Here is a 21,941-nt window from a genome sequence, read left to right on the forward strand (position 1 = left end):
CGATATCGAACTCGTAGGCGTCATCGGTGGCGGCACCATGGGTGCCGGTATCGCCGAAATGTGCGCTCGCTCCGGCAGTTCCGTGTTGATCCTCGAGACGAGCCAGGCGACGGCCGACGCCGCAGAAGCCCGCCTGGACAAGTCCTTCGCTCGCGCCGTCAAGTCCGGCCGTATCGAAGCCGATGCAGCCGAGAAGGCCCGTGCTGCAATCACGTTGACGCTCGACATCAACGATTTCGCAGACCGCGACCTCGTGGTCGAGGCAGCGCCGGAGATCGAATCGCTCAAGCTCGACCTGTTCGGCAAGCTCGATTCCATCGTCAAGCCCGAGGGAATCCTGGCCACGAACACCTCGTCCATCCCGGTCATCAAGATGGCCAACGCGACGAAGCGTCCCGACAAGGTGGTCGGAGTGCACTTCTTCAACCCGGTGCCGGTGCTTCCGTTGGTGGAGATCGTCGTCAGCTTGCTCACCAGCGAAGAGACAGTGTCCGCGGTGACGGACTACGCGGGCAACACGTTGGGCAAGAAGACGATTCGCGCCGGAGATCGCGCCGGATTCATCGTCAACGCGTTGCTCATCCCGTACATGGTCTCGGCCATCCGCATGCTCGAGTCCGGCTTCGCCAGTGCCGAGGACATCGACGAGGGCATGGTCAACGGCTGCGCTCACCCCATGGGTCCGCTGCGTCTGACCGACACCGTCGGCCTCGACGTCACCCTCGCGGTGGCCGAGTCGCTCTACGCAGAGTTCCGTGAACCGCACTACGCTCCGCCGCCGCTGCTGCAGCGCATGGTGGACGCGGGCATGCTGGGACGCAAAACCGGTAAGGGTTTCTACACGTATTCGTAGTAGTCCCCCGAGTCTGCGTGAATGGTCCATTCACCCCCGTCAGGGCCGGTGAATGGACCATTCACGTCTTCGGGGAGGCGCACACTGGAGTCGTTCCACAACATTGGGAGGCTTCATGAACATCGATCTCGACGGCCGGACCGCATTGATCTCCGGCTCCAGCCAGGGCATCGGACTGGCCATTGCCACCGAATTGGCCCGTGCCGGTGCGCGCGTCGTTCTCAACGGTCGTAGCGCATCCGCGCTCGATTCGGCCGAAGAGCAACTGCTCACCGAGGTACCCGGCGCACGAGTGATCGTCGTGGCAGCCGATCTCGCGACGGCCGAAGGGGTCGAAACGCTGCTCGCCACGGTCCCGGTGGTCGACATTCTGGTGAACAACCTCGGAATCTTCGGGGCCAAGCCGGCCCTCGAAATCGACGACGACGAGTGGCGTCGCTACTTCGAGGTGAACGTGCTCTCGGCCATCAGACTCATCAGGACGTATTTGCCGGCGATGACCGAAGCCGGTTGGGGCAGAATCCAGAACATCTGCAGCGATTCCGCGGTGGTGATTCCCGAGGAAATGATCCACTACGGAATGACGAAAACCGCGCTGCTGGCGGTGACCCGCGGATTCGCGAAAGCCGCTGCAGGAACTGGCGTTACGGTCAACTCCGTGATCGTCGGGCCCACTCACACCGAGGGCGTCGAAAAGTTCGTCGCAGAACTCGTCGGCGACGAACTGCCGTGGGACGAGGCTCAGGCGACATTCATGAAGGAACATCGTCCGCAATCGCTCATCGGACGGCTGATCGAGCCGAAGGAAATCGGCAACATGATCGTGTACCTGAGTTCGGAGCAAGCCTCCGCGACCACCGGCGGCGCTTTACGCGTCGACGGCGGCTACGTCGACTCGATACTGCCCTGAGTTCCGGCCTCACGGGCCCCTCTCAGCGGCACCGTAAGGCCGGTCCGATCGGTCACAGTTTGTGGCCGACCGGTTCGGGGCATGCGTGAAGCACACAGGATCAAGCAAAGGTTCTTCACGCATTTCACCGCATTCGGAGAAGATTCGACAGTGAGCGATCAGTACACCTTCACCAACCCCGTCACGCAGTACCGTCAGGACGGATTCCCTGAGCAGCATCAGGATCCGCCCGGTCTGGCCGCAGACCTTCAGCCCCTCGCCGACCACGGTGAGGACAGCTATCGCGGTTCCGGCCGCCTGACCGGCCGTAAAGCGCTCGTCACAGGTGCCGACTCCGGAATCGGTAGAGCAGCAGCGATTGCCATCGCCCGCGAGGGTGCCGACGTGGTTCTCAACTACCTACCGTCAGAGGAAAAAGACGCACAGGACGTTGCTCAGCTGGTACGCGACGCCGGACGCACCGCAGTCTTGGCTCCGGCAGATATCACCGACGAGCAGGCCGCGCGTGGAATCGTGCGCACCGCCGTCGACGAACTCGGTGGCCTCGACCTGCTGATCAACGTTGCCGGTAAGCAGCAGTTCGTCGAGGATCTGGCCGACCTGTCGTCCGAGCAGTTCGATCAGACGTTCAAAACCAACGTCTACGCATTGTTCTGGATCATCCAGGAAGCGGTGCCGCACATGCCCGCTGGTTCCACCATCGTCAACACCAGTTCGATACAGGCATACACACCCTCACCCGGTCTGGTGGATTACGCGACCACAAAGATGGCCATCAACACCATCAGCAAGGCGCTTGCGCAGCAGTTGGCACCCAAGGGAATTCGCGTCAATGTTGTTGCCCCGGGACCGTTCTGGACACCACTGCAGGCTGCAGGCGGGCAGCCGACGTCGGCGTTGCCGGAATTCGGCAAGGAAACTCCGCTCGGACGTGCGGGGCAACCCGCCGAGATCGCCGGTGCCTACGTCTACCTGTCGTCGGCCGAGTCGGGTTACGTCTCCGGCGAGACATTGAACGTCAACGGCGGCATGCCGACGCCGTAGTCGACATCCGTTCTGCGTGAATGGACCATTCACACCCGTCTGGGCTCGTGAATGGTCCATTCACGCATCTGGAGACGTCAGTCCTTCGGCCCACCGGCGGCGTAGACGACCTGACCCGAGATGAAGCCGGCACCCTCGCTGACGAAGAACGAGGCCAAGTGCGCGATGTCGTCGGGGTGTCCCACGCGATTGACCGGAATCTGCGACGCCGCAGCAGCTTTGAAGTCCTCGAACGGCATGCCGACACGTTCTGCGGTCGCTGCTGTCATTTCGGTCTCGATGAATCCCGGGGCGATGGCGTTGGCTGTGACGCCGAACTTGCCGAGTTCGATGGCGAGGGTCTTGGTGAATCCCTGCATGCCGGCCTTGGCTGCCGAGTAGTTGGCCTGGCCACGGTTACCGAGGGCGGACGTGCTCGACAAGTTGACGATGCGGCCCCACTTGGCGTCGATCATGTGCTTCTGGACCGCGCGGGTCATCAGGAACGATCCACGCAGGTGCACACCGAGTACGGAATCCCAGTCCTGCACCGTCATCTTGAACAGCAGATTGTCGCGAGTGATGCCGGCGTTGTTGATCAGTACGGTCGGCGCACCGAACTCGGTCGCGATGCGATCGACTGCGGTCTGGACCGATTCCTCGTCGGCGACGTTGGCACCGATGGCCACTGCCTGCCCACCTGCGGCCTGGATCGCGCCGACGGTGTCGCTGCACGCGGCCTCGTCGAGGTCCACCACGGCAACTCCGAAACCGTCCTTGGCCAGCCGCTTCGCCACCGCAGCGCCGATTCCACGCGCACTACCGGTGACGATGGCCGTCTTGATCTGATCGCTCACGAATATCTCCTAGGAACACGCCGAATCGAATTACCTGTCATCTGTTTCTACCAACCCCGGCGGCGCAGTCAGTACGCAGCCACCGCTCCGTCGAGCGCCTTCTGCATTCCCTGCGCCACCACGCGTGTGATGTCGATCGGCTTCTCGGGCAGTTCGGTGATGGGCGTATCGATGTACACGCTCGCCTGCTTGACCTTCGTCGTAGGGCCGTAGCTCAACCCGATACAGATCAGCACCGGCTCGACGCCGAGCTTGCGTGCGCGCAGCGCGATGTGTCCGATGCCGCTGCCGACGTGCTGCACCGTCGTCGGATCCTCCAGGTTGCAGGTGCCCTCGGGGAACACTGCGAGGTCGTCGCCCCGCTTCATACGCTCGGCGCTGACGTCCATCATGCGGTTGCCGGCCGCGCTGACCGCTCGCATCCCGTGGTTCTTGCCACGAAAGACGGGGATGCCGCCCATCATGTCGATTCGCCTGCGCTGCTTGGGTTCCTGGAACAATTCGTCCTTGGCCAGCACTCTCGTGCGCCCGATCACCGGACGCAGCGGCGACGCCCAGGCCGCCGCTGCGAGGGTGTAGGGATCGTTCTCGGTCAGATGATTGACCGCGATGAGCAGACGGGTGTTGTCGTACACCAGACGACGCAATTCCTCACGGGCACCGTCGGGATACGACACCCGCGGACGGAAGCGCCTGGCCAAGGTGGCGTACGCCAGCCTCGCGACCTGACGATTCTGCTGGTGACGCAGGTAGAAGTCGTACACCGTCACATCGTTCTCGAGAATTACCGCTGGCCGATCCATGAACCGAGCTTAGTGGTTCGAACTGTGCCGCCGGGCCCGAAGCCTGCTTCGTATCGCCTACCCGATGATCGCCTTGTATTCGGTGAAGATCGGCGCGTACTCGGGACCGCAGTTCGCGATCGACCAATCGGTGAGGAGGGTGAGGTTCTCGAACACACCATCCATCGCGCTGAAGTCGCCGGCCGCACCCTTGGCGTCGGCCTCTTCCATGGCCTGTAGCCACGCCAACGGCTCCGGTGGAGCGACGGCCTGCAGCTCCGACTGTGTCACCGGGGCCTTCGTCGCGAGTTCTGCGGCAATGGATTCGGCCGCCTCGATACCACCCGCCTCTGCTTCCCGCAGGTTGGCCAGACCCTGTGCCACCTGGGTGGCGTACAGCGTGCAGAAGTCCGACTCACCCGAATCCGCTTCCACCGATTGCACGGATTCCACCGATGTTGCGGCCGGCTGCTCAGCCGTGGTGGACGGGTTCTCTTCTGTGGACGAACACCCCGCGAGAGCAAGGAGAACTACCGCGCATCCTATGGTCGATCGACTGTTCATCGGCGTTGCACTCCTCGTGAACCCTGCCTGGACGACTGCCAGTCTGCGCTCGAGTGCTCAGTTGTGCAGCGCTGTGAGCAGCGCGAACGGTTCGAGCCGGCCTCACACCCGCGAGGAACCCATGGCCCGGATCCCGACGGCAAGTCCGACCGCCGCAGTGGCGGCGGCTGCGACCACACCTGCCATCACCGTCGAACTCGCGAAGTCACCGGCGGACAGTGCACGTTCGGCATCGACCAGATATCCGAGTGGGTTGATGTTGACCAAGAACTGCATCCATCCCGGGGCCGCGGTCAGTGGAAGCATGGTGCCCGACAGGATGAGCAGGGGGAACATCAATGTCTGTTGGATGGACCAGAACACCCAATCCTGGCCGCGCACAGCCAAAGCCAGCGTGTAGGACAACGCGCCGAGCCCGACACCGAACACACCGAGCAGCACGATTCCCACGACCGCGCCGACGGGATTCACCGACAACCCGAGCGGCAGTGCCACCAGGACGATCAGCACGGCCTGAGCGGCCAACGGCACCATTTCCTTGAACGCGCGGCCGACCAGCAGAGACGACCTCGGCAGCGGCGTCACCAACATCCGTTCGTGTGAACCCTGCTGCAATTCGGCCAGCAGGTTCGAGCCCGTCATCGACGTCCCGAAGATGGTGATCATTGCGAGCACCCCTGGAACGAACCAGTCCCACACACTCCCGCTGCCGAGACCTGGGACCTCGGTGAGAAGCGGGCCGAACAGCGCCAGCAGGATCAGCGGTTGGATGAGACTGAAGATCACCGTGAACGGATCGCGCACCATCGGCCGCAGTTCGCGGCCCATCACCAAGGCGCTTCCTGAGAGTACGTTCATCGGAGTTCTCCTGCCGTGCTTGCGGTTTCGAGGGAAGAGCTGCCCGCTGCGGCGCTCTCCCGAAGGCTGCGCCCGGTGAGGCCGAGGAAAACGTCGTCGAGGGTAGGTCGCGTCATGTCCGCCGTGTGCACTGTGATCCCGTGAGACTCGCTGAGCCGCAGGAGATCCGGAAGAACCACCTCGGCTCGCTCGACCCGAATGTTCAACCGCGAACCCGCAACCGTCACGTCTCTGACTCCGGCAACACCGCCCAGGAGCGCACCCAGCGCCGACGCGTCGGACGCGGTGAGGACTATCAGATCACCGGCCAGTTCCGATTTGAGGGCCGTGGCGGTGTCGTCGGCGATGACGGTACCGCGATCGACGACGATCACCCGCTCGGCCATCGAATCGGCCTCGTCGAGGTAGTGCGTGGTGAGCACGATGGTGGTGCCCATCTCCCGTCTGAGCCGCAGAATGTGATCCCAGAGATTCGCTCGGCTCTGCGGGTCCATCCCGGTGGTCGGTTCGTCGAGAAACAGCAACGGTGGCCGGTGCACCAACCCCAACGCGATGTCGAGTCGACGCCGCTGCCCACCGGACAGCGTGGACACGGTGCGGGCCGCGAGCTCGCCGAGTTCGAGTGCCTCGATCAATTCGTCTGCGCGAGTGCGTGATCGTCCACGAGTCATGCCGTAGCACAACCCCTGCACCACCAGTTCGTCTCGGACTCGCTGATTGTGCCCCGCACCGTTGCCCTGGCCGACGTAGCCGAGACTGCGTCGAACACGGTCCCGATCCTTCGCCACATCGAATCCGGCGATCCGCGCCGAGCCCGACGTCGGTTCGAGCAACGTCGTCAACATGCGCAGAGTGGTCGACTTGCCTGCCCCGTTCGGGCCGAGCAGAGCCACCAGCTCTCCCTCACCGATCGTCAGATCGATGCCGCGCACCGCCTCCACGGTCTTCTTGCCCTGCCGAAAAGTCTTGGTCAGTCCCGAAGTTTCGATCATCTGCCACGCCCCTCGTCGCACTGAGTGAATCCGTACGAGAAAGACGTTAGGAACGATCGCGGTCAGCTTCGGTCCGCGTTGCCAGGACAGGCGAAATCAACCGAAAACGGGGAACTTCCGCTTGCGGGCCAGGGCATCCATCCCGGACTGGATGCTCGAGCGCACCTCCTCGTACTTCGCGTCGATGTAGGCCTCGTCGTCGCACAGTGCCGGATCGTGGTCGAGTTCGATCGGCGGCATGAATCGGGTACGGATCTTCGCGGGCAACGGAATCTGCGGGAGCGCCGCGGGCGCAATGATCCAGGGAAGCGAGATCGCGATCGGAAAGACTTTCAACCGCGCAATCTTGTCCAGCTTCAACGCTTTCGACAGCTTGTCTCCGCGAATGAGTACCGGCATGGCGTCGGCACCGCCCACTGTTGCCACCGGAACGATGGGTACGCCCATCCGAATAGCGAGCTTGATGAAGCCGGTTCGGCCACCGAGCGTCGCCTCGTCACGCTTGCCCCATGGCCGCAGAGAATCGACCTCACCACCCGGCCACACGATGACATCGCGGCCCTCGGCCAATGCCGTCGACATCGAGTCCGGCGCAGCAGGAAGCACACCCATGGATCGAAAGACCTTGCCGATCAACGGGAACGCCATCAGTGCATCGTGCGCGGTTCCGTGCAGAATGCGCTTCTCGCCGAAGTGTCGCCACCATTGTGCGCCGACGGTCCACGCATCCCACACGAACGGCGCACCCGAATGCACCCCGACGACGAGAACCGGCGACTCGGGAATGGTCTCCCACCCGTCGATCTCCATCCGGAAGTAGCGGTCCATCACCCCGTTCCAGAGCTTTTGCTGACGGTCCATCGCCACGGTGTTCTGATCGTCGAGGTCCCAGCCGCCCGCGCGATCGGCAACCACCGCTCCGAGACCACCGGACGCCTTCTCGCGACGCTCCTTCATCTTCAGCCGGGCCGCCGCCGCGTAGCGCTGTGCCTGCTCGCGCAACTGCTCCTTCGTCGACTCCTCCGTCGATGCTCCGGCACCGTCCCCACCCATTACGTGATCCCCATCACTCATACCCGCACGGTACTCCACCCGTCCACCGCCGACCGACAACCAGCGCTCGTTACCCCACGCGACGTCCCACCTGTCCGTTATGGTCGAAATTCGAGCCGAACGAACGAGGTACACCGATGGATCCGATCGAACCGGCCTACGGCACGACGGCGCTGCTGCTGATCGCCGCTGCAGCCGTGGCAATCCTGCTCTTCCTCATCATGAAGGTGAAACTGCACGCCTTCGTCTCCCTGGTCCTGGTCAGCGCGGTCACCGCCGTCGCCGCGGGAATCCCACTTGCAGACGTCCCCGATGCGTTGCTCTCCGGTTTCAGTTCCACCCTCGGTTCGGTTGCGCTACTGGTGGCACTGGGTGTGATGGTCGGGCGTCTGCTCGAAATCACCGGTGGCGCACAAGTATTGGCCGACACTCTGATCAACCGGTTCGGAGCCAAACGGGCACCACTCGCACTCGGTGTCGCCGCGCTCATCTTCGGCTTCCCCATCTTCTTCGACGCCGGTCTCGTCGTCTTTCTGCCGATCATCTTCACCGTTGCCAAACGATTCGGCGGATCGGTTCTGCTGTACGCCCTCCCCACCGCGGGGGCCTTTGCCGCGATGCACGCCATCGTCCCGCCGCACCCCGGCCCGGTCGCTGCCACCGAACTGCTCGGCGGAGACATCGGTTCGGTACTGCTCATCGGCGTTCCCGTCGCCGTCGTCTCCTGGTTCGTCGGCTCGTACCTCGTCGGTACCCAGCTCGGCAAACGATTCGTCACCATGCCTGCAGACCTCTTCGCAGACGGATCGCAGAACACCGAGGAACACGACAAGGCGATGGCCGCGCTCCGCGACCCGGCCCCGAAGTTCGCCGCAGTGTTGTTCATTCTCTTGACGCCACTGGTGCTCATCTCGCTCAACACCGTCGTCAACACTCTGACCACCTCCGGTGTGCTGACCGGAGACGAAACCTGGGCTGCTGCCCTGACTCTCATCGGCCAGACGCCCATCGCGCTGCTGATCACCTTGCTGCTGGCGCTGTTCATCCTCGCGCCCGGACGCTTCCCGGTGGCCGAGGGTGCCAAGTACATGGACCAGGCCCTCGGACCGATCTGCTCGATCATCCTGATCACCGGTGCAGGCGGCATGTTCGGTGGAGTGCTGCGAGCCAGCGGCATCGGGCAGTCCCTGACGGCCTCGTTGTCCGACATCGGGCTGCCGATTCTGCTGCAGGCCTTCCTGATCGCCACCGCGCTACGCGTCGCGCAGGGTTCGGCCACCGTCGCTCTCACCACCACCGCTGGGTTGATCTCGGTGCAGGTCGCCGAGCTGGATCTGAGCAACTTCAAGATCGCTCTGCTGGTGTTCGCACTGGCCGCCGGAGCCACCGTGCTCTCCCACGTCAACGATTCCGGCTTCTGGCTCGTCAGCCGCTTCTTCGGCATGGACGAGAAGACGACCCTCAAGACATGGACCGTCATGGAAACCACACTGGGACTGGCAATCTTCGCGGTCGCATCACTGCTGTGGGTGGTGTTCTAGGCCGGCTTCGACGAACTCACTCGTCGACTTCGAGCCTGCATCCCCCTGGCGGAAGTTCCAGGACGATGACGTCGTGTCCCTCTCCGGTAACGATCGCGGTGAAGATGACATCTGCACCGTCCATCCACACCCACCAATTCATGTTCGCACCCCGCAGACGCGGCACCTGCCGATATACCGCTCGGGCGTCTTCGACCACGGCCTGCGGGTGCAGCCTCCGAGCGGTGGCGATGACGGTGCGGCGTACCTGGTCGAGATCGAGCAAGTCGTCGTCGTCCGACAGCTGGGATGGTCGAAAGTCGATAAGCGCAAAGGGTATTCGGACGACCGGTAGCGTCGCCGCATATTCCATCGATCCCCCCGACAACGCAGGATCGCGCCAGTAGAGCACGTCGTCCACGAACGTGGGTGTCAGCTCGTCGTAGATCTCGGAGCCGGTCTCCACGCTGCGATACAGGGCGGTGATGTATTCGGTCAGCGAGTCGTACCAGGGTGCGCCCCCGTCGGCACCGTCGTAGGTGAACATACGGATACAACCTTCACGGGCACCTGCGCGCGTGTCGACGTACAGCGTTCCGCCTGCGCCGTCCTCGGCGAACGGAACATACGCCGGGACGAACATTTCCGCCGTCTCCCCGGCCTCCTGAACTGCAACGATGGCCGGCCAGTCGGGACCCAAATCGTCGATCTCGTGCGGGCTTTCGAGGCTGAACCTGTGCCGATCCACAACTTGGTCGAGCGAGGAAAGAGTGAAATCCGGCAGCACGGATCCGACCGGTACGTACTGCTCGCCGTAGGTTTCGCTCTGCCCGTCGTGCAGCCCGTAGAACTCGCGCAACTCATCCGGCCACGGAGTCGTCGCACGTTCGGCGGCTTCACGCTCACCCGGGGCCCGTGGCGGCCGTATCGACGCAGCAGTGACGGGCGCGCGTTCACGAAGCATCGCCATGTACAAGGTCCATACCTCGGTGAGGGTCACGGTCCTAACCTAGACGAGCGTCACTGCACCGGAACGAGAATGCGCCACGCCCCCAACGCCAATGAGCCGACGGTGACGAGCAGGAACAATCCGACCCAGACGATGCCGGGCAGGAAGGTCAGTCGGGCGAGTTGATCGGCGTCGGAGTCCCGTGCCCGTCCGGCGCTGCGCGATTTCTGCAGTTCGAGAACGGGCCGCGGGCCGGCGATCAACAGGAAGAACGTGATGAAATACGCCGCCGCGACCTGCTGTTCGCCGGTGCCCCACCAGGAGACGACGAACAGGGCAGCGCCCACAACGACGAGCGACAGCAAGCCGTAGATGTTGCGAATCATCAACAGCATCAATGCAATCGAGATGACGCCGATCCACAGCACCGCCACCGCATGCTGGGTGCCGAGCACGAACGCGGCACCGAGCCCGAGCAGCGACGGCCCCACATAACCTGCGAAGGTCATCGCGATGACGCCGAGGCCGGTGGGCTTACCCTTCGAAATCGCGACGCCCGAGGTATCGGAATGCAGTCGCAGCCCCATCAGCTGTCGGCCGGTGATCAGCGCGACGAACAAGTGCGCGCCCTCGTGCGCAATGGTGACCACGTTGCGTGCGATCCGCCACGTCTGCGGCAACACGACGATGACGAGTGCAACCAGAGCAGCAACTTGGACGATCCACACCGGTGGATCAGGACTCACCGCGGAGATGCGGTCCCAGAATTCGTTCACACCCAAGTATGCGGCTTCGCCGCAGTGGCATGGTTAAGTGCCGCTGAGGGGACTCAACCACGGCACTGCCGCAGGCACTACGACGCGCGTGCTTCGGCTTTGGCGCGTTCGCGGGCGAGGGAGCGGTCTCGCATTTCCTCGAACTTGGTGGCTTGGCGTTCGAGGTCTTCGAGGAACGCGGCGAGTTCTTCGCGCTTGTTCTCTCCGCGTGCGGTGAAGTCGTTGCGCTCGAAGACGTTCCACTTGCGCAGTACCGGCCAGACGACGTCTTCGAGGTGCTGACGCAGGTCGTAGATGCCGTGCTTGGCCATGAGCACACCGTTGCGGCGGAAGTTCGGCATCCCGGCACCGGGCATGACGAAGTTGGTCACGATGTCCGAGACGGCCTGCAGCGTCTGATCGGGGGAGATGTCCATCGCCGCGCCGGTGATGTTGCGGTAGAAGATCATGTGCAGGTTCTCGTCGGCGGCGATGCGCTGGAGCATCCGGTCGGCGATCGGGTCGTCGCAGACCTTGCCGGTGTTGCGGTGCGAGACGCGGGTGGCGAGTTCTTGGAAGGTGACGTACGCGACCGAGTGCAGCAGGCCGACCTGTGATCCGGCGGGGGAGGCGTAGCCGTTGGTCATGTGGATCATGCGGGCTTCTTCGAGGGCGACGGGGTCGACGCCGCGGGTGACGACGAGGTAGTCGCGCATGACGATGCCGTGGCGGTTCTCTTCGGCGGTCCAGCGGCCGACCCAGGTGCCCCAGGCTCCGTCGCGGGAGAAGTTCTCGGCGATCTCACGGTGGTAGGAGGGCAGGTTGTCCTCGGTGAGCAGGTTGGTGATCATCGCGGCTTGGGCGACGTCGGAGAGCTTGGACTGTTCGGGGTCGTAGTCCTGGCCGCCGAGGGCGGCGAAGTTGCGGCCTTCGTCCCACGGCACGTAGTCGTGGGGATGCCATTCGCGCGCCATCGTGATGTGACGGTTCACGTTGTCTTCGGCAGTGGGTACCAGCTCCTGCAGAAGCTCGAGCTGTGTCAGATCCCTCGCCATTGGCATGTCTCCTCGCATCGACGTCAGCTCACGAGCCTAGAGCCAAGAGTGCGACGGGTGTGGAGCCTCGCCGAGATTCTGTTAGAGGTAGCAACCGACGCCGACACCGAGTGGTGCGACCTCACAGGTCATTGCTGGACAGGTTCGAGGCCGGAGAAGTTCGGTGCGCGGAAGACCCACCCGCGAAGGGCGAGGAAACGGGCGGCCCCGAAGAGACCGCTGACAGCGATCACCACCACAACCTGCGTGTAGGCCGCTGCACCAGGAAAGAGGACGTGCATCGCGGCCAGTGAGGCGGTACTCAGACCGAGACCGATCAGGGCGAGCCCGCCGGCTTCCCACTGCGTCTGGAACCAGCCGACCCGGCCGGCCGCGTGGAAGGTGTGACGGCGGTGCAACTCGTTGGCCAGGACAGTGCTGGCAGCAACACCCGCGAGATTGGCCGTGAACGATCCCAAGGATGCGAGGGCCACGAACAACAGGGCGTACACACCGTTGCTCGATACCCCGACGATCACGAACCGAGTGAACTGAGCGAGAACCGACTCTCCGAGCATCCTCGACTTCATACGGGGCGCACAGCCCGACGGCCCAGGCGTAGCCGAGGCTTTCAGCGAGGTGCTCACGTGATCTCCAGTTGTAGAACCGGAAGCGTCGATCGGCGCTTCGCTTCGATACAACTCCGAACACGGGCACATCGGTCTCGGACGTGACGGACGTCTCAGGCTTTGGAGGAACTTTCTTCCCGAGCGCGCTTCTTGCGGTCCAGGTCGATGTTGAGACTGTTGGGCTTGATCGACGCGACGAACAACACCGCAACGAGCACCACCACAACGAGGATGGTGATGACGACCACCGCGATGCCGAAGATTGCCAAAATACCGTTCATGTCCTGCCTCCCGTGTCAGGCAATACGGTACTTGTCGTAGACGGGCCCGTCGACGTGCACCCCCAGCTCACCGATCAGCTCACCAACCGCTCCACAGCACGCATCGGCAACGACAACCAGGTCGGCCGGTTGCGCGCCTCGTACAGAACCTCGTAGACGGCCTTGTCGAGTTCGTATGCGCGCAGCAGGTCGGCCTCGTCGCGCGGATCGTGCCCGGCCACCGAGGCGTAGCCGTCGAAGAACGCGGTGATGCTCCGCGCAGCCCACTGGTCGGCTCGCTCTCGCATAGACGGGTCCTCGGGCTGATCGACCAGCAGATGGTTCGCCGCGTAGTCGAACGAGCGAAGCATTCCCGCGACATCCCGCAGGGAACTGTCCATCTGCCTACGCTCGGCCAAGGTCTTGGCCGGCTCGCCCTCGAAGTCGATGAGCAGCCACCGCTCGGGAGTACCCAACACCTGCCCCAGATGCAGATCGCCGTGGATACGCTGCACGGTGGTGCTGTTCGAGGCCTCGGCCCGCGAGATGAGGGCCGTCGCCGCCGGAATGTACTGGGCGATCTCCGGCACCACCCGCGCCACGCCCGAGATACGAGCCAGAATCTCCTCGACAGCGGTCGATTCGACCGAGCGTTCGACGGTACCCAGCACCGAGGCCAGGTCGTGGTGCACCTGCGCCACGGCTGCTCCGATTCGGTGCGCGCCCCGAGCGAAATCGCCGGGCAGTTCTTCGATCGGCGTATCGGGGGAATCGAACACCTCGCGAACACTTGCCAGCGCTGCGGTCCAGCCTTCGGTGGAGTTCGCAGCGAAGTCCTGAATCATGCCCAGAGTGGTCGGCTCACCGCCGACGACGGCTTCCAGCCAGCCCCGCAGCGGCGCGACGTTGGCACTGCCTGCCTCCGCCAGAGCGCGATGCAGTTCCACATCGGGGCTCACGCCCGGCGGAACCTGTCGAAACAGTTTGAGCAGCAGCAGATCACCGAGAATCACCGAGGTGTTGGACTGCTCGGCCCCCAGAACCCGACCGGGCAGACCGCTCGGCACACTCGAACCGTCGACGATCTTGAATTCGATGCTGCCCGTGGAATTTCCGGAAGCGAAGGCGTCACCGTACAGGCCGATGATCTCAGGGTCTCGTAAACCGTCGAACACGGCCACCTCGCCCACCACCGGAAGCACCCACGGCCGGAGCTCGTCGGTCAGCTCGGTGCGGAAGCCCAGCGGCACCTGATACGTCTGCGTCACCACCGCGCCGTCCTGTGTCATTCGCACCTCCACCAGCAGGTGCTCGGCCGCGAAATGCGGTTCGTCACGAAGAACTTCGCGTTCGAGGATCTGCACGGAATCCACGGTCGACCCCTTCGCACCGAACCACCGTTGCGCCGGTAGCCATGTCGCCAGCGCCTCCGTGAGCTGAGGTTCGACCGTGCGTGAAGCACTCGAGCTGGAACCGACCATGAGAATCTCTCGCCGCCTTCTTGGGAGTTTGCGGAGCTGTGACCGTACGAAGCGAAACCTACCCACTCCCGGCGCCGCTCACACACCGACGGCAACGACACCCGAACGTTATGCAGGTCGTACGCCGGTGCACCGACATGCTCGTACAGTGGTCACATGTCCGCTTCACTGACCGCCCACATCGATGTGCACCGCGCAGGTGATCGACTGAAAACCCGTGTGTCCTGGCTGGACTCGAAACATTCGTTCTCCTTCGGCCAGCACTACGACCCCGACAACACCCATCACGGACTGCTGCTGGTCAACAACGACGACATCGTCACTGCCGGTCAGGGTTTCGAGACGCACCCGCATCGCGACATGGAAATCGTCACCTGGGTGGTGCAGGGTTCGCTGGTGCACCAGGACTCCATAGGCCATTCCGGAATCATCTATCCCGGACTCGCGCAACGGATGAGCGCGGGCAAGGGCATCATGCACTCGGAGAAGAACGACTCCTGGAACATCGACGGCAATCGGCACACCGAACCCGTTCGCTTCGTGCAGATGTGGGTGTTGCCGGACAGTCCTGGCACCACGCCCGGATACGAACAACTCGAAATCGGCGACGAGTTGCTGCGCGGCGGGCTGGTCACCGTGGCGTCGGGCATGGAGAAGCACCGCGGGGAGGCCGCGATCGGCATCTCACAGAAGTCGGCGGCGCTGCACGCCGCCAGGTTGTTGCCCGGGAAATCGGTAACGGTGCCGGACGCGCCTTTCGTCCATGTCTTCGTCGCCCGCGGCACCGTCTCGATGGAGGGCGTCGGTGAACTGTACGAGGGCGATGCCGTCCGCATGAGTTCGACTGGCGGACAACGCATTACCGCTACCGAGCCGGCCGAGGTGCTGATCTGGGAGATGCACTCGCGTCTCGGTGGCTGACATATACGTTCGCTGACAACTTGATCACGGGAACACGTGGGGCATGTGTGCAGGGCGACAACCAGTACGACGACTCGACGCCGAACTGATTCTGGGCTGAGGCACTCGCGTCTCGGTGCCTCAGCCATCCCGGTCGCCTCAGCCAGTCCGGTCGGCCTCAGGTAGTCAGATCACCTCGGGCCGACAGGTCCGCCACCGCCACCTGGTTGCCGCCTTGCTTCTTGGCTTCGTACATCGCCGCGTCTGCTCGTCGTAACAATCGCGTGGTGAGTGCGACGACGTCGGCACCGATCCCGGAGCCTTCGGCACTGGGGTACGTGCAGTGCGCGACACCTATGCTCACCGTCAGCGGCGCGGAGTCCCCCGCCGAGTGCGCTGCATTTCGATACTCTTCGGCCAATGCTCTGGCCTCGTGTGCGGCCAACTTGGTCACCACCGCGAACTCCTCACCGCCCACCCTGGCGACCAACACACCGTCCTTCGTCAACCGACGCGCGACGAGCTGCAGCGCCGTGTCGCCCTGGTGATGACCGAACCGGTCGTTGATCGACTTGAACCTGTCCACGTCCACGACCATCACTGCAACGTTGCCTGCACCGAGGAAGTAGACCGGTAATGCCTCGTCCAGGCCTCGACGATTGCGCACCTGGGTGAGTGGATCGAAGTTGGCCGCCTGGGCTTGTACCTGAAGCTTGAGCAGCAGGTACTGGAAGAACGTCGGGCCCATGAACGTGATGGGTATCAGCACCACGAGCTGCGCGACGGCCAGGCCGTGATCGGTGTCGGGTGACAGCAGGATCAGCACGAAGAAGAGCGTCACGGCCGTTCCGGCCCACAGTAGATGCAGCGCCATGACTCTCGGACTGTGGAAGAGCTGGACGTAGACGCTGTTGGCGGCGAGCATCGCGAGGGCCAAGATGGCGGCCTGAGGTGATCCGTAGGCCAACAGAACCGATGTCGTTCCGATGTCCGAGTACGCGGCGAACGTCACGGACACGCGCTTGGAGGGCCATGGGGCCCTCAGCCAGGCAATACCGACCACGAGCGTCGAGACGATCGCGACGACGAAGATCGCCCTGGCGATCGTCGAGGCCGGAGGTGTGTCGGTGAGCAGCAGCAGTGCGGCCGCACCGAGCCCGTAGGAGAAGGTGCTCAGTGATGCGGCGAGTCGATACGGTGTGAGCGCACCGTGCAGATCGAGGTAGCTCACCACCGACTCGTAGCTGTGCGGCTGGTTCCACCACGTGCGCAGGAATGGAGACTGCACGTTACCTCCATGCGGGTTCCGGCCCAGAATTCACCGGACCGGACGCGTCACCCCCGGGCCGGGCCGGACATATCGACCACCCACAATGCTATTCGACCGTCGTCACCCTCGGATGTCTCTTCGACGGAATGCTCCCGATCCCACGGCACCGACGACGATGGCGACCACGAGGAGCCATCCGAAGGGCTCGAGAGAGAAGGCCCCTCCCGGCAATCGCGGCACGTGGGTGAAGGGCGACAGATCGAGCCACGGCTGCGGCAAGCCGACCACCGACGCGATCTGGCCGAGCGCGACGAAGCCGCCCAGGACCGCCCACAGGACGGTCGCGAACCGGGGGACCGCACCGAACAACGCCACGCCGATGGCCGTCACCACCCACACGGCCGGAAGCTGACCCAGTGCGCCACCGAGAACGGACGGCAGTTCGCCTGCGATATCGCCGGTGGCCGACCCGTACGTCAGCCCGACGGCGAGGCCGACGACCAGCAGCAGCCACGCCGGGCCGAGAACGGCGAGGAGTAGATGCCCTGCCAGCCACCGAAGGCGCGAGGTACCGGTGGCCAGCACGATCTCGGCCAGGCCCGCCTCTTCCTCACTGTGGAGCCGCAGCAGGGCCGATACCGAGTGGGCCGCCACCATGATGCCGACGATGCTCAGCACTGCGGCAATGAACGATTGTTCGAGTGTGGTGCCGCCGAATTTTCCGAGCGCGTCACTGATAGCAGTGCTGCTGCCGAGCTGGTCACCGATCCCGTCCGTGGACGATCCGATGACGATGCCGAACAGGGCGAGCCCGACGGTCCAGACGACGATGGTTCCGCGAGAGAGTCGCCAGGCAAGGGCGACGGGACCGGACAGTGAAGGAACGGCAGCCACCCGGCCGCGGCGCTCCGCCCGCAAACCACTGCCGAGATCGCGTCGACTGGCTGCCACGAATGCCGCGGCGCAGAACGCTGCTGCAGCCGCCAGCGACAGCAGCAGCGGCCACCACCTCTCGTCGGCGAACGGCCGCACCTGCGCCGACCACCCGATCGGTGAGAACCACGACAGGGTTCCCGAGCCGATGTCGCCGATCGCTCTGAGAACGAACGCTGCGGCCAACACGCCGAGGGCGTAACCGCGAGCCACACGCGCCCCGGACGCCACCTGTGCCGCCAGCGCCGCACAGCCGACGAACACCGCACCGACGACGACGATCGAGGCACCGAACGCGAGGCTCCCGGTCATCGGCAGACCGAATGCCCACAGCGAGATGAACGCCAACATTCCCGTCGCCACAACGCCGCCGCCGGCAAGCAACACGGCCGCTGTCAGCCCTGCGTACCTGCCCACTGCAGTCGACCCGATCAGCTCGGTGCGCCCCGCGTCCTCTTCACCGCGGGTGTGCCGCACGACGGTGAGGATCGCCGCCAAGGGAACGAGGGTGAGCATCAGGCCGGCGCGCCACGCCACCAGGGCACCGAGGTCGCTGCCGAAGATCGGTCCGACGAGCGCTGCTTGTGCCGGCACTGCCTCGGTGCCGAGATAGAACGCTTGCCGGTCTGCCGCCGTCGGATACAGCCCCTCGAAGCTGACCGCGTACAGCAGCGGGAGCGCTCCGAGCAGAACGACCCATATCGGCGCTACCAGGCGATCGCGGCGCAGGTACAACCGCAGCAGTGCCCCCGTCCCGCTCAGGCCGCTCATGCGTAGTACCTCATGAACAGCTCCTCGAGAGTCGGAGCGGAGCTGACCAAGCTCTGCACTCCCGCATCGGCCAGGACGTGCATCACCGCAGCGAGGGCCTCGTTCTCCACTGTGCAGGTGACGGTAGTTCTGCCAGGCCCTGCGGAACGACCCGATGAATCCACATCGACCGCAGTGACTCCGGCGAGTGTTGCGAGGTCGTCCGGTACTCGATCGACGGTGGCGGTCACCGTCGTTCGGGTGAGATGCCGCATCGATGCCAGCGTGCCGGTATCCACCGTTCGACCGTCCTTGACGATGGTCACCGAGCTGCACAGCGCATCGACCTCGGACAGGATGTGCGACGACAGCAGCACCGTGACTCCGCGTCGGGCAGCATCTTTCACACAGTCGGCAAAGTGCTGTTCCATCAGCGGATCGAGTCCTGATGTGGGTTCGTCGAGAATCAACAGCTCGACATTCGATGCCAGGGCCGAGATCAGTGCAACCTTCTGCCGATTGCCCTTGGAGTACGTTCGGCTGCGCTTGCCGGGGTCGAGAGCGAATCGTTCGAGCAGTTCGGCGCGGCGCGTGGCGTCGATGCCGCCGCGCATCCGTCCGAGCAGATCGATCACCTCACCGCCGGTCAGTGACGGCCACAGCGTCACATCGCCCGGGACGTAGGCCAGACGTCGGTGCAACGCCACGGTGTCGGCCCACGGGTCCGCGCCGAGCAGTCGCACGGTGCCGGACGTCGCCCGGACGAGCCCGAGCAGCACGCGAATCGTCGTGGATTTTCCTGCTCCGTTGGGACCGAGGAAGCCGTGCACCTCCCCGGTTTCGACGCGCAGGTCGAGTCCGTCGAGCGCCCGGACCGAACCGAACGTCTTCACCAATCCGTCGACTTCGATTGCCTCGGTCATTTCTTGGCCTCCAGGTACGCGTCCAAAGCTTGTGAATCGGTGAACAGTCCGTCGGTGTAGAGCTCGAGAGCCGGGAGCATGACCTCGTCACCGAGCGCGGTCAGAGCCTCACGGAAGTCGACGTCGGGGCCGGCCATCTGCACGTACAGCAGCAGGCCGCCCACGTTCTGTCTGGTCATGAATCGGGCGCGTGCCGCGGGGTCTCGGCTGGGCGTGAACCGGCCGTCGCGGACACCGTCGTCGATGTAGCGGACGGCGTCGTCGACCATGTGCTCGAACAACTCTCGCGCCAGTGCGCCGCCCGCCGAGAAGCTGCGCACGATGTAGGCGACGAGCGGCACGTACTCGTCGATGCGAGCGAGCTGCTCCATCATCCCGGCGGGGCCGGCCGACGCAGTCTTAGATTCCCGGATCACCCGCAGAACGTGCTCGTCACAGGCCGTTCGCAGACCCTCCTTGGATCCGAAATGGTGGTTGACGAGCCCAGGTGAGACGCCTGCCGCCGTGGCGATCGACCGCAACCCGGCGGTGAAGCCCTGTGCGCCGAAGACGTCGATCGCGGTATCGCGGATCCTCGCCCTGGTCGTGAGATCCTCGGTTGCTGTACGCATGTACAACACATTAAACACCCGTTCAATCAAGCGCAAGAGTGTAAAGATGGACGCATGACTTCAGTAGTGAACTCGGGCATTGATCTCAGCTACCAGGACGAGAACACACGGGCGCAGGACGACCTCTTCGTGCATGTCAACGGCAAATGGCTGGAGGATTACGACATCCCGGCCGACCGTGCGGTCGACGGGGCCTTCCGAACGTTGTACGACCGCGCCGAGGTGGACGTGCAGACCATCATCGAGGAGTCCGCCGCCGCGAATCCCCCCGTGGGCAGCGACGCGCAGAAGATCGGCGACCTGTTCTCGAGCTTCATGGACGCCGATCGTGCCGAGCAGCTCGGCGTCACCCCCATCGCCGACGAGCTCACCGCCATCGCCGACGCGGCCGACCTGGTCACGCTCGCAGGCGTTCTCGGCTCACTGCAACGCACCGGCGTGGGCGGCGGTATCGGCCAGTACGTCGACACCGACGCCAAGCAGTCCGATCGCTACCTCGTGCATTTCAGCCAGTCCGGTATCGGTCTGCCCGACGAGTCGTACTACCGCCAGGACGAATACGCGGAGATTCGCACGAGCTACATCGCGCACATCTCGAAGATGTTCGCGCTCAGCGGTATCGAGTACGACGCACAGACGGTGTTCGACCTCGAGCAGAAAATCGCGGCAGGCCACTGGGATGTTGTCGCCAGGCGTGATGCCGAGAAGAGCTACAACCTCGTTCGATTCGATACCCTCGTCAAGAACGAGCCCGGATTCAATTGGGCTGCATGGATTTCCGGCCTCGGAGCCACGACCGAGCAGTTCGCCGAGATCGTCGTGCGGCAGCCGTCGTTCCTCAGCACCTTTGTTGCACTGTGGGCCTCCGAGGACATCGAAGCCTGGAAGGCGTGGCTCGCCTGGCGCGTCGTACATTCGCGCGCGCCCTTCCTGACGAGCGCGATCGTCGACGAGAACTTCGCGTTCTACGGAACGACGTTGACCGGCACCGAGGAGAACCGGGAGCGCTGGAAGCGTGGAGTCTCCCTGGTGCAGGACGTTCTCGGCGAGGCCGTCGGCAAGCTGTACGTCGAGCGCCACTTCCCCGCCGACTCCAAGGCGCGGATGCAGGTGCTGGTCGAGAACCTCACCGAGGCGTACCGCCGCAACATCTCCGAACTCGAATGGATGAGTCCGGAGACGCGTCGAAAGGCTCTGGACAAGCTGGACAAGTTCACCCCCAAGATCGGCTACCCCGATCGCTGGCGCGACTACTCGGGCGTGCAGATCAGCGCCGACGACCTACTCGGTAACTACCGCCGCGGCTACACCGCCGACCACCAGCGCGACCTCGACAAGCTCGGCGGTCCGGTCGACCGAGACGAGTGGTTCATGACGCCGCAGACCGTCAATGCCTACTACAACCCCGGCATGAACGAAATCGTCTTTCCCGCAGCCATTCTGCAACCACCGTTCTTCGACCCGGAGGCAGACGACGCGGCCAACTACGGCGGCATCGGCGCGGTGATCGGCCACGAGATCGGCCACGGATTCGACGACCAGGGTGCCAAGTACGACGGCGACGGCAACATGGTCGATTGGTGGACCGACAGCGACCGCACCGAGTTCGGCAAGCGCACGACGGCCCTGATCGAGCAGTACAACGAGTTCGAACCCGCGGCGCTGCCAGGGCACAAGGTCAACGGCGAATTCACCATCGGTGAGAACATCGGCGATCTGGGCGGCCTGTCCATCGCGGTCGCCGCCTACGAGATCTCGCTCGAGGGCAAGGAAGCGCCGGTGCTCGACGGCCTGACCGGGTTGCAGCGCGTGTTCTTCGGCTGGTCGCAGGTATGGCGCACCAAGGCACGAGACGCCGAGGCGATCCGTCGTCTCGCCGTCGATCCGCACTCGCCGCCGGAGTTCCGCTGCAACGGCGTCGTCCGCAATCTGGACAGTTTTCACCAAGCATTCGACGTACAGCCCGGAGATGCGTTGTACTTGGAGCCGGATGAGCGCGTCAAGATCTGGTAGTACCGGGTAGGACAAGGGGAG

The 21,941-nt window shown here is 64.1% G+C and carries 22 protein-coding genes; 6 read left to right on the top strand and 16 right to left on the bottom strand.

Annotation, left to right across the window (positions count from 1 at the left end; all coding sequences use genetic code 11):
• Positions 1–4: 4 nt before the first annotated feature.
• From BH93_RS25685 to BH93_RS25695, 3 genes are all read left to right on the top strand, one after another.
• Positions 5–853, top strand: a complete 849-nt coding sequence (locus BH93_RS25685) for a 3-hydroxybutyryl-CoA dehydrogenase (RefSeq protein WP_277950847.1) — start codon at positions 5–7, stop codon at positions 851–853.
• 115 nt (positions 854–968) lie between these two features.
• A complete protein-coding gene (locus BH93_RS25690) occupies positions 969–1,763 on the top strand; it encodes an SDR family NAD(P)-dependent oxidoreductase (RefSeq protein WP_037171035.1) in 795 nt (264 codons plus the stop codon).
• An 81-nt stretch (positions 1,764–1,844) separates the two neighbouring features.
• Entirely contained in the window at positions 1,845–2,807 is a 963-nt protein-coding gene (locus tag BH93_RS25695) for a glucose 1-dehydrogenase (protein ID WP_080738878.1), read from the top strand.
• A gap of 77 nt (positions 2,808–2,884) precedes the next feature.
• Here BH93_RS25695 and BH93_RS25700 read toward each other — a convergent pair whose 3' ends face one another.
• From BH93_RS25700 to BH93_RS25725, 6 genes are all read right to left on the bottom strand, one after another.
• Complete coding sequence (locus BH93_RS25700; RefSeq protein WP_037171034.1) at positions 2,885–3,643, bottom strand: SDR family oxidoreductase; 759 nt, start codon at positions 3,641–3,643, stop codon at positions 2,885–2,887.
• Between the two features lie 68 nt (positions 3,644–3,711).
• Positions 3,712–4,446, bottom strand: coding sequence for a 1-acyl-sn-glycerol-3-phosphate acyltransferase (locus BH93_RS25705; RefSeq protein ID WP_037171033.1), 735 nt, complete (start codon positions 4,444–4,446; stop codon positions 3,712–3,714).
• Positions 4,447–4,503: 57 nt separating this feature from the next.
• Complete coding sequence (locus BH93_RS25710; protein WP_037171032.1) at positions 4,504–4,989, bottom strand: hypothetical protein; 486 nt, start codon at positions 4,987–4,989, stop codon at positions 4,504–4,506.
• 102 nt (positions 4,990–5,091) lie between these two features.
• Entirely contained in the window at positions 5,092–5,847 is a 756-nt protein-coding gene (locus BH93_RS25715) for an ABC transporter permease (protein ID WP_037171031.1), read from the bottom strand.
• A complete protein-coding gene (locus tag BH93_RS25720; protein ID WP_037171030.1) occupies positions 5,844–6,839 on the bottom strand; it encodes an ABC transporter ATP-binding protein in 996 nt (331 codons plus the stop codon). The genes BH93_RS25715 and BH93_RS25720 overlap by 4 nt, the downstream gene beginning before the upstream one ends.
• A 96-nt stretch (positions 6,840–6,935) precedes the next feature.
• Positions 6,936–7,892, bottom strand: coding sequence for a lysophospholipid acyltransferase family protein (locus BH93_RS25725; RefSeq protein ID WP_052064774.1), 957 nt, complete (start codon positions 7,890–7,892; stop codon positions 6,936–6,938).
• Between the two features lie 137 nt (positions 7,893–8,029).
• Here BH93_RS25725 and BH93_RS25730 point away from each other — a divergent pair, with 137 nt between their 5' ends.
• Complete coding sequence (locus BH93_RS25730) at positions 8,030–9,433, top strand: GntP family permease (protein ID WP_037171029.1); 1,404 nt, start codon at positions 8,030–8,032, stop codon at positions 9,431–9,433.
• A gap of 16 nt (positions 9,434–9,449) precedes the next feature.
• Here BH93_RS25730 and BH93_RS25735 read toward each other — a convergent pair whose 3' ends face one another.
• From BH93_RS25735 to BH93_RS25760, 6 genes are all read right to left on the bottom strand, one after another.
• A complete protein-coding gene (locus BH93_RS25735; RefSeq protein ID WP_037171026.1) occupies positions 9,450–10,412 on the bottom strand; it encodes an SMI1/KNR4 family protein in 963 nt (320 codons plus the stop codon).
• A 20-nt stretch (positions 10,413–10,432) separates the two neighbouring features.
• Entirely contained in the window at positions 10,433–11,137 is a 705-nt protein-coding gene (locus BH93_RS25740; protein WP_032405193.1) for a M50 family metallopeptidase, read from the bottom strand.
• A gap of 77 nt (positions 11,138–11,214) precedes the next feature.
• Positions 11,215–12,171 (bottom strand): acyl-ACP desaturase, encoded by a 957-nt coding sequence (locus BH93_RS25745; RefSeq protein ID WP_032377482.1) that lies wholly within the window; start codon positions 12,169–12,171, stop codon positions 11,215–11,217.
• Positions 12,172–12,299: 128 nt separating this feature from the next.
• Entirely contained in the window at positions 12,300–12,740 is a 441-nt protein-coding gene (locus BH93_RS25750) for a glycosyl transferase (RefSeq protein ID WP_052064821.1), read from the bottom strand.
• A gap of 152 nt (positions 12,741–12,892) precedes the next feature.
• Positions 12,893–13,060 (bottom strand): hypothetical protein, encoded by a 168-nt coding sequence (locus tag BH93_RS25755; protein ID WP_155289282.1) that lies wholly within the window; start codon positions 13,058–13,060, stop codon positions 12,893–12,895.
• A gap of 74 nt (positions 13,061–13,134) precedes the next feature.
• A complete protein-coding gene (locus BH93_RS25760) occupies positions 13,135–14,520 on the bottom strand; it encodes a maltokinase N-terminal cap-like domain-containing protein (protein WP_037171452.1) in 1,386 nt (461 codons plus the stop codon).
• A 156-nt stretch (positions 14,521–14,676) separates the two neighbouring features.
• Between BH93_RS25760 and BH93_RS25765 the strand changes: the two genes are divergently transcribed.
• Positions 14,677–15,441, top strand: coding sequence for a pirin family protein (locus BH93_RS25765; protein WP_037171453.1), 765 nt, complete (start codon positions 14,677–14,679; stop codon positions 15,439–15,441).
• A 157-nt stretch (positions 15,442–15,598) separates the two neighbouring features.
• Here BH93_RS25765 and BH93_RS25770 read toward each other — a convergent pair whose 3' ends face one another.
• The 4 genes from BH93_RS25770 to BH93_RS25785 all read right to left on the bottom strand — a co-directional run bounded on the left by BH93_RS25770 (position 15,599) and on the right by BH93_RS25785 (position 19,907).
• Entirely contained in the window at positions 15,599–16,708 is a 1,110-nt protein-coding gene (locus BH93_RS25770; protein WP_037171455.1) for a GGDEF domain-containing protein, read from the bottom strand.
• Between the two features lie 102 nt (positions 16,709–16,810).
• Positions 16,811–18,394: an ABC transporter permease gene (locus BH93_RS25775; RefSeq protein WP_165712867.1), complete on the bottom strand. Its 1,584-nt coding sequence runs from the start codon at positions 18,392–18,394 to the stop codon at positions 16,811–16,813.
• Positions 18,391–19,296 (bottom strand): ABC transporter ATP-binding protein, encoded by a 906-nt coding sequence (locus BH93_RS25780; RefSeq protein ID WP_037171456.1) that lies wholly within the window; start codon positions 19,294–19,296, stop codon positions 18,391–18,393. The genes BH93_RS25775 and BH93_RS25780 overlap by 4 nt, the downstream gene beginning before the upstream one ends.
• A complete protein-coding gene (locus BH93_RS25785) occupies positions 19,293–19,907 on the bottom strand; it encodes a TetR/AcrR family transcriptional regulator (protein WP_037171482.1) in 615 nt (204 codons plus the stop codon). The genes BH93_RS25780 and BH93_RS25785 overlap by 4 nt, the downstream gene beginning before the upstream one ends.
• 54 nt (positions 19,908–19,961) lie before the next feature.
• Between BH93_RS25785 and BH93_RS25790 the strand changes: the two genes are divergently transcribed.
• Positions 19,962–21,920 carry a M13 family metallopeptidase gene (locus BH93_RS25790; protein ID WP_037171457.1) on the top strand — a complete coding sequence of 653 codons (1,959 nt, stop codon included), beginning with the start codon at positions 19,962–19,964 and terminating at the stop codon, positions 21,918–21,920.
• Positions 21,921–21,941: the final 21 nt, after the last annotated feature.

It is taken from the genome of Rhodococcoides fascians A25f (assembly GCF_000760935.2).
GTDB lineage: Bacteria > Actinomycetota > Actinomycetes > Mycobacteriales > Mycobacteriaceae > Rhodococcoides.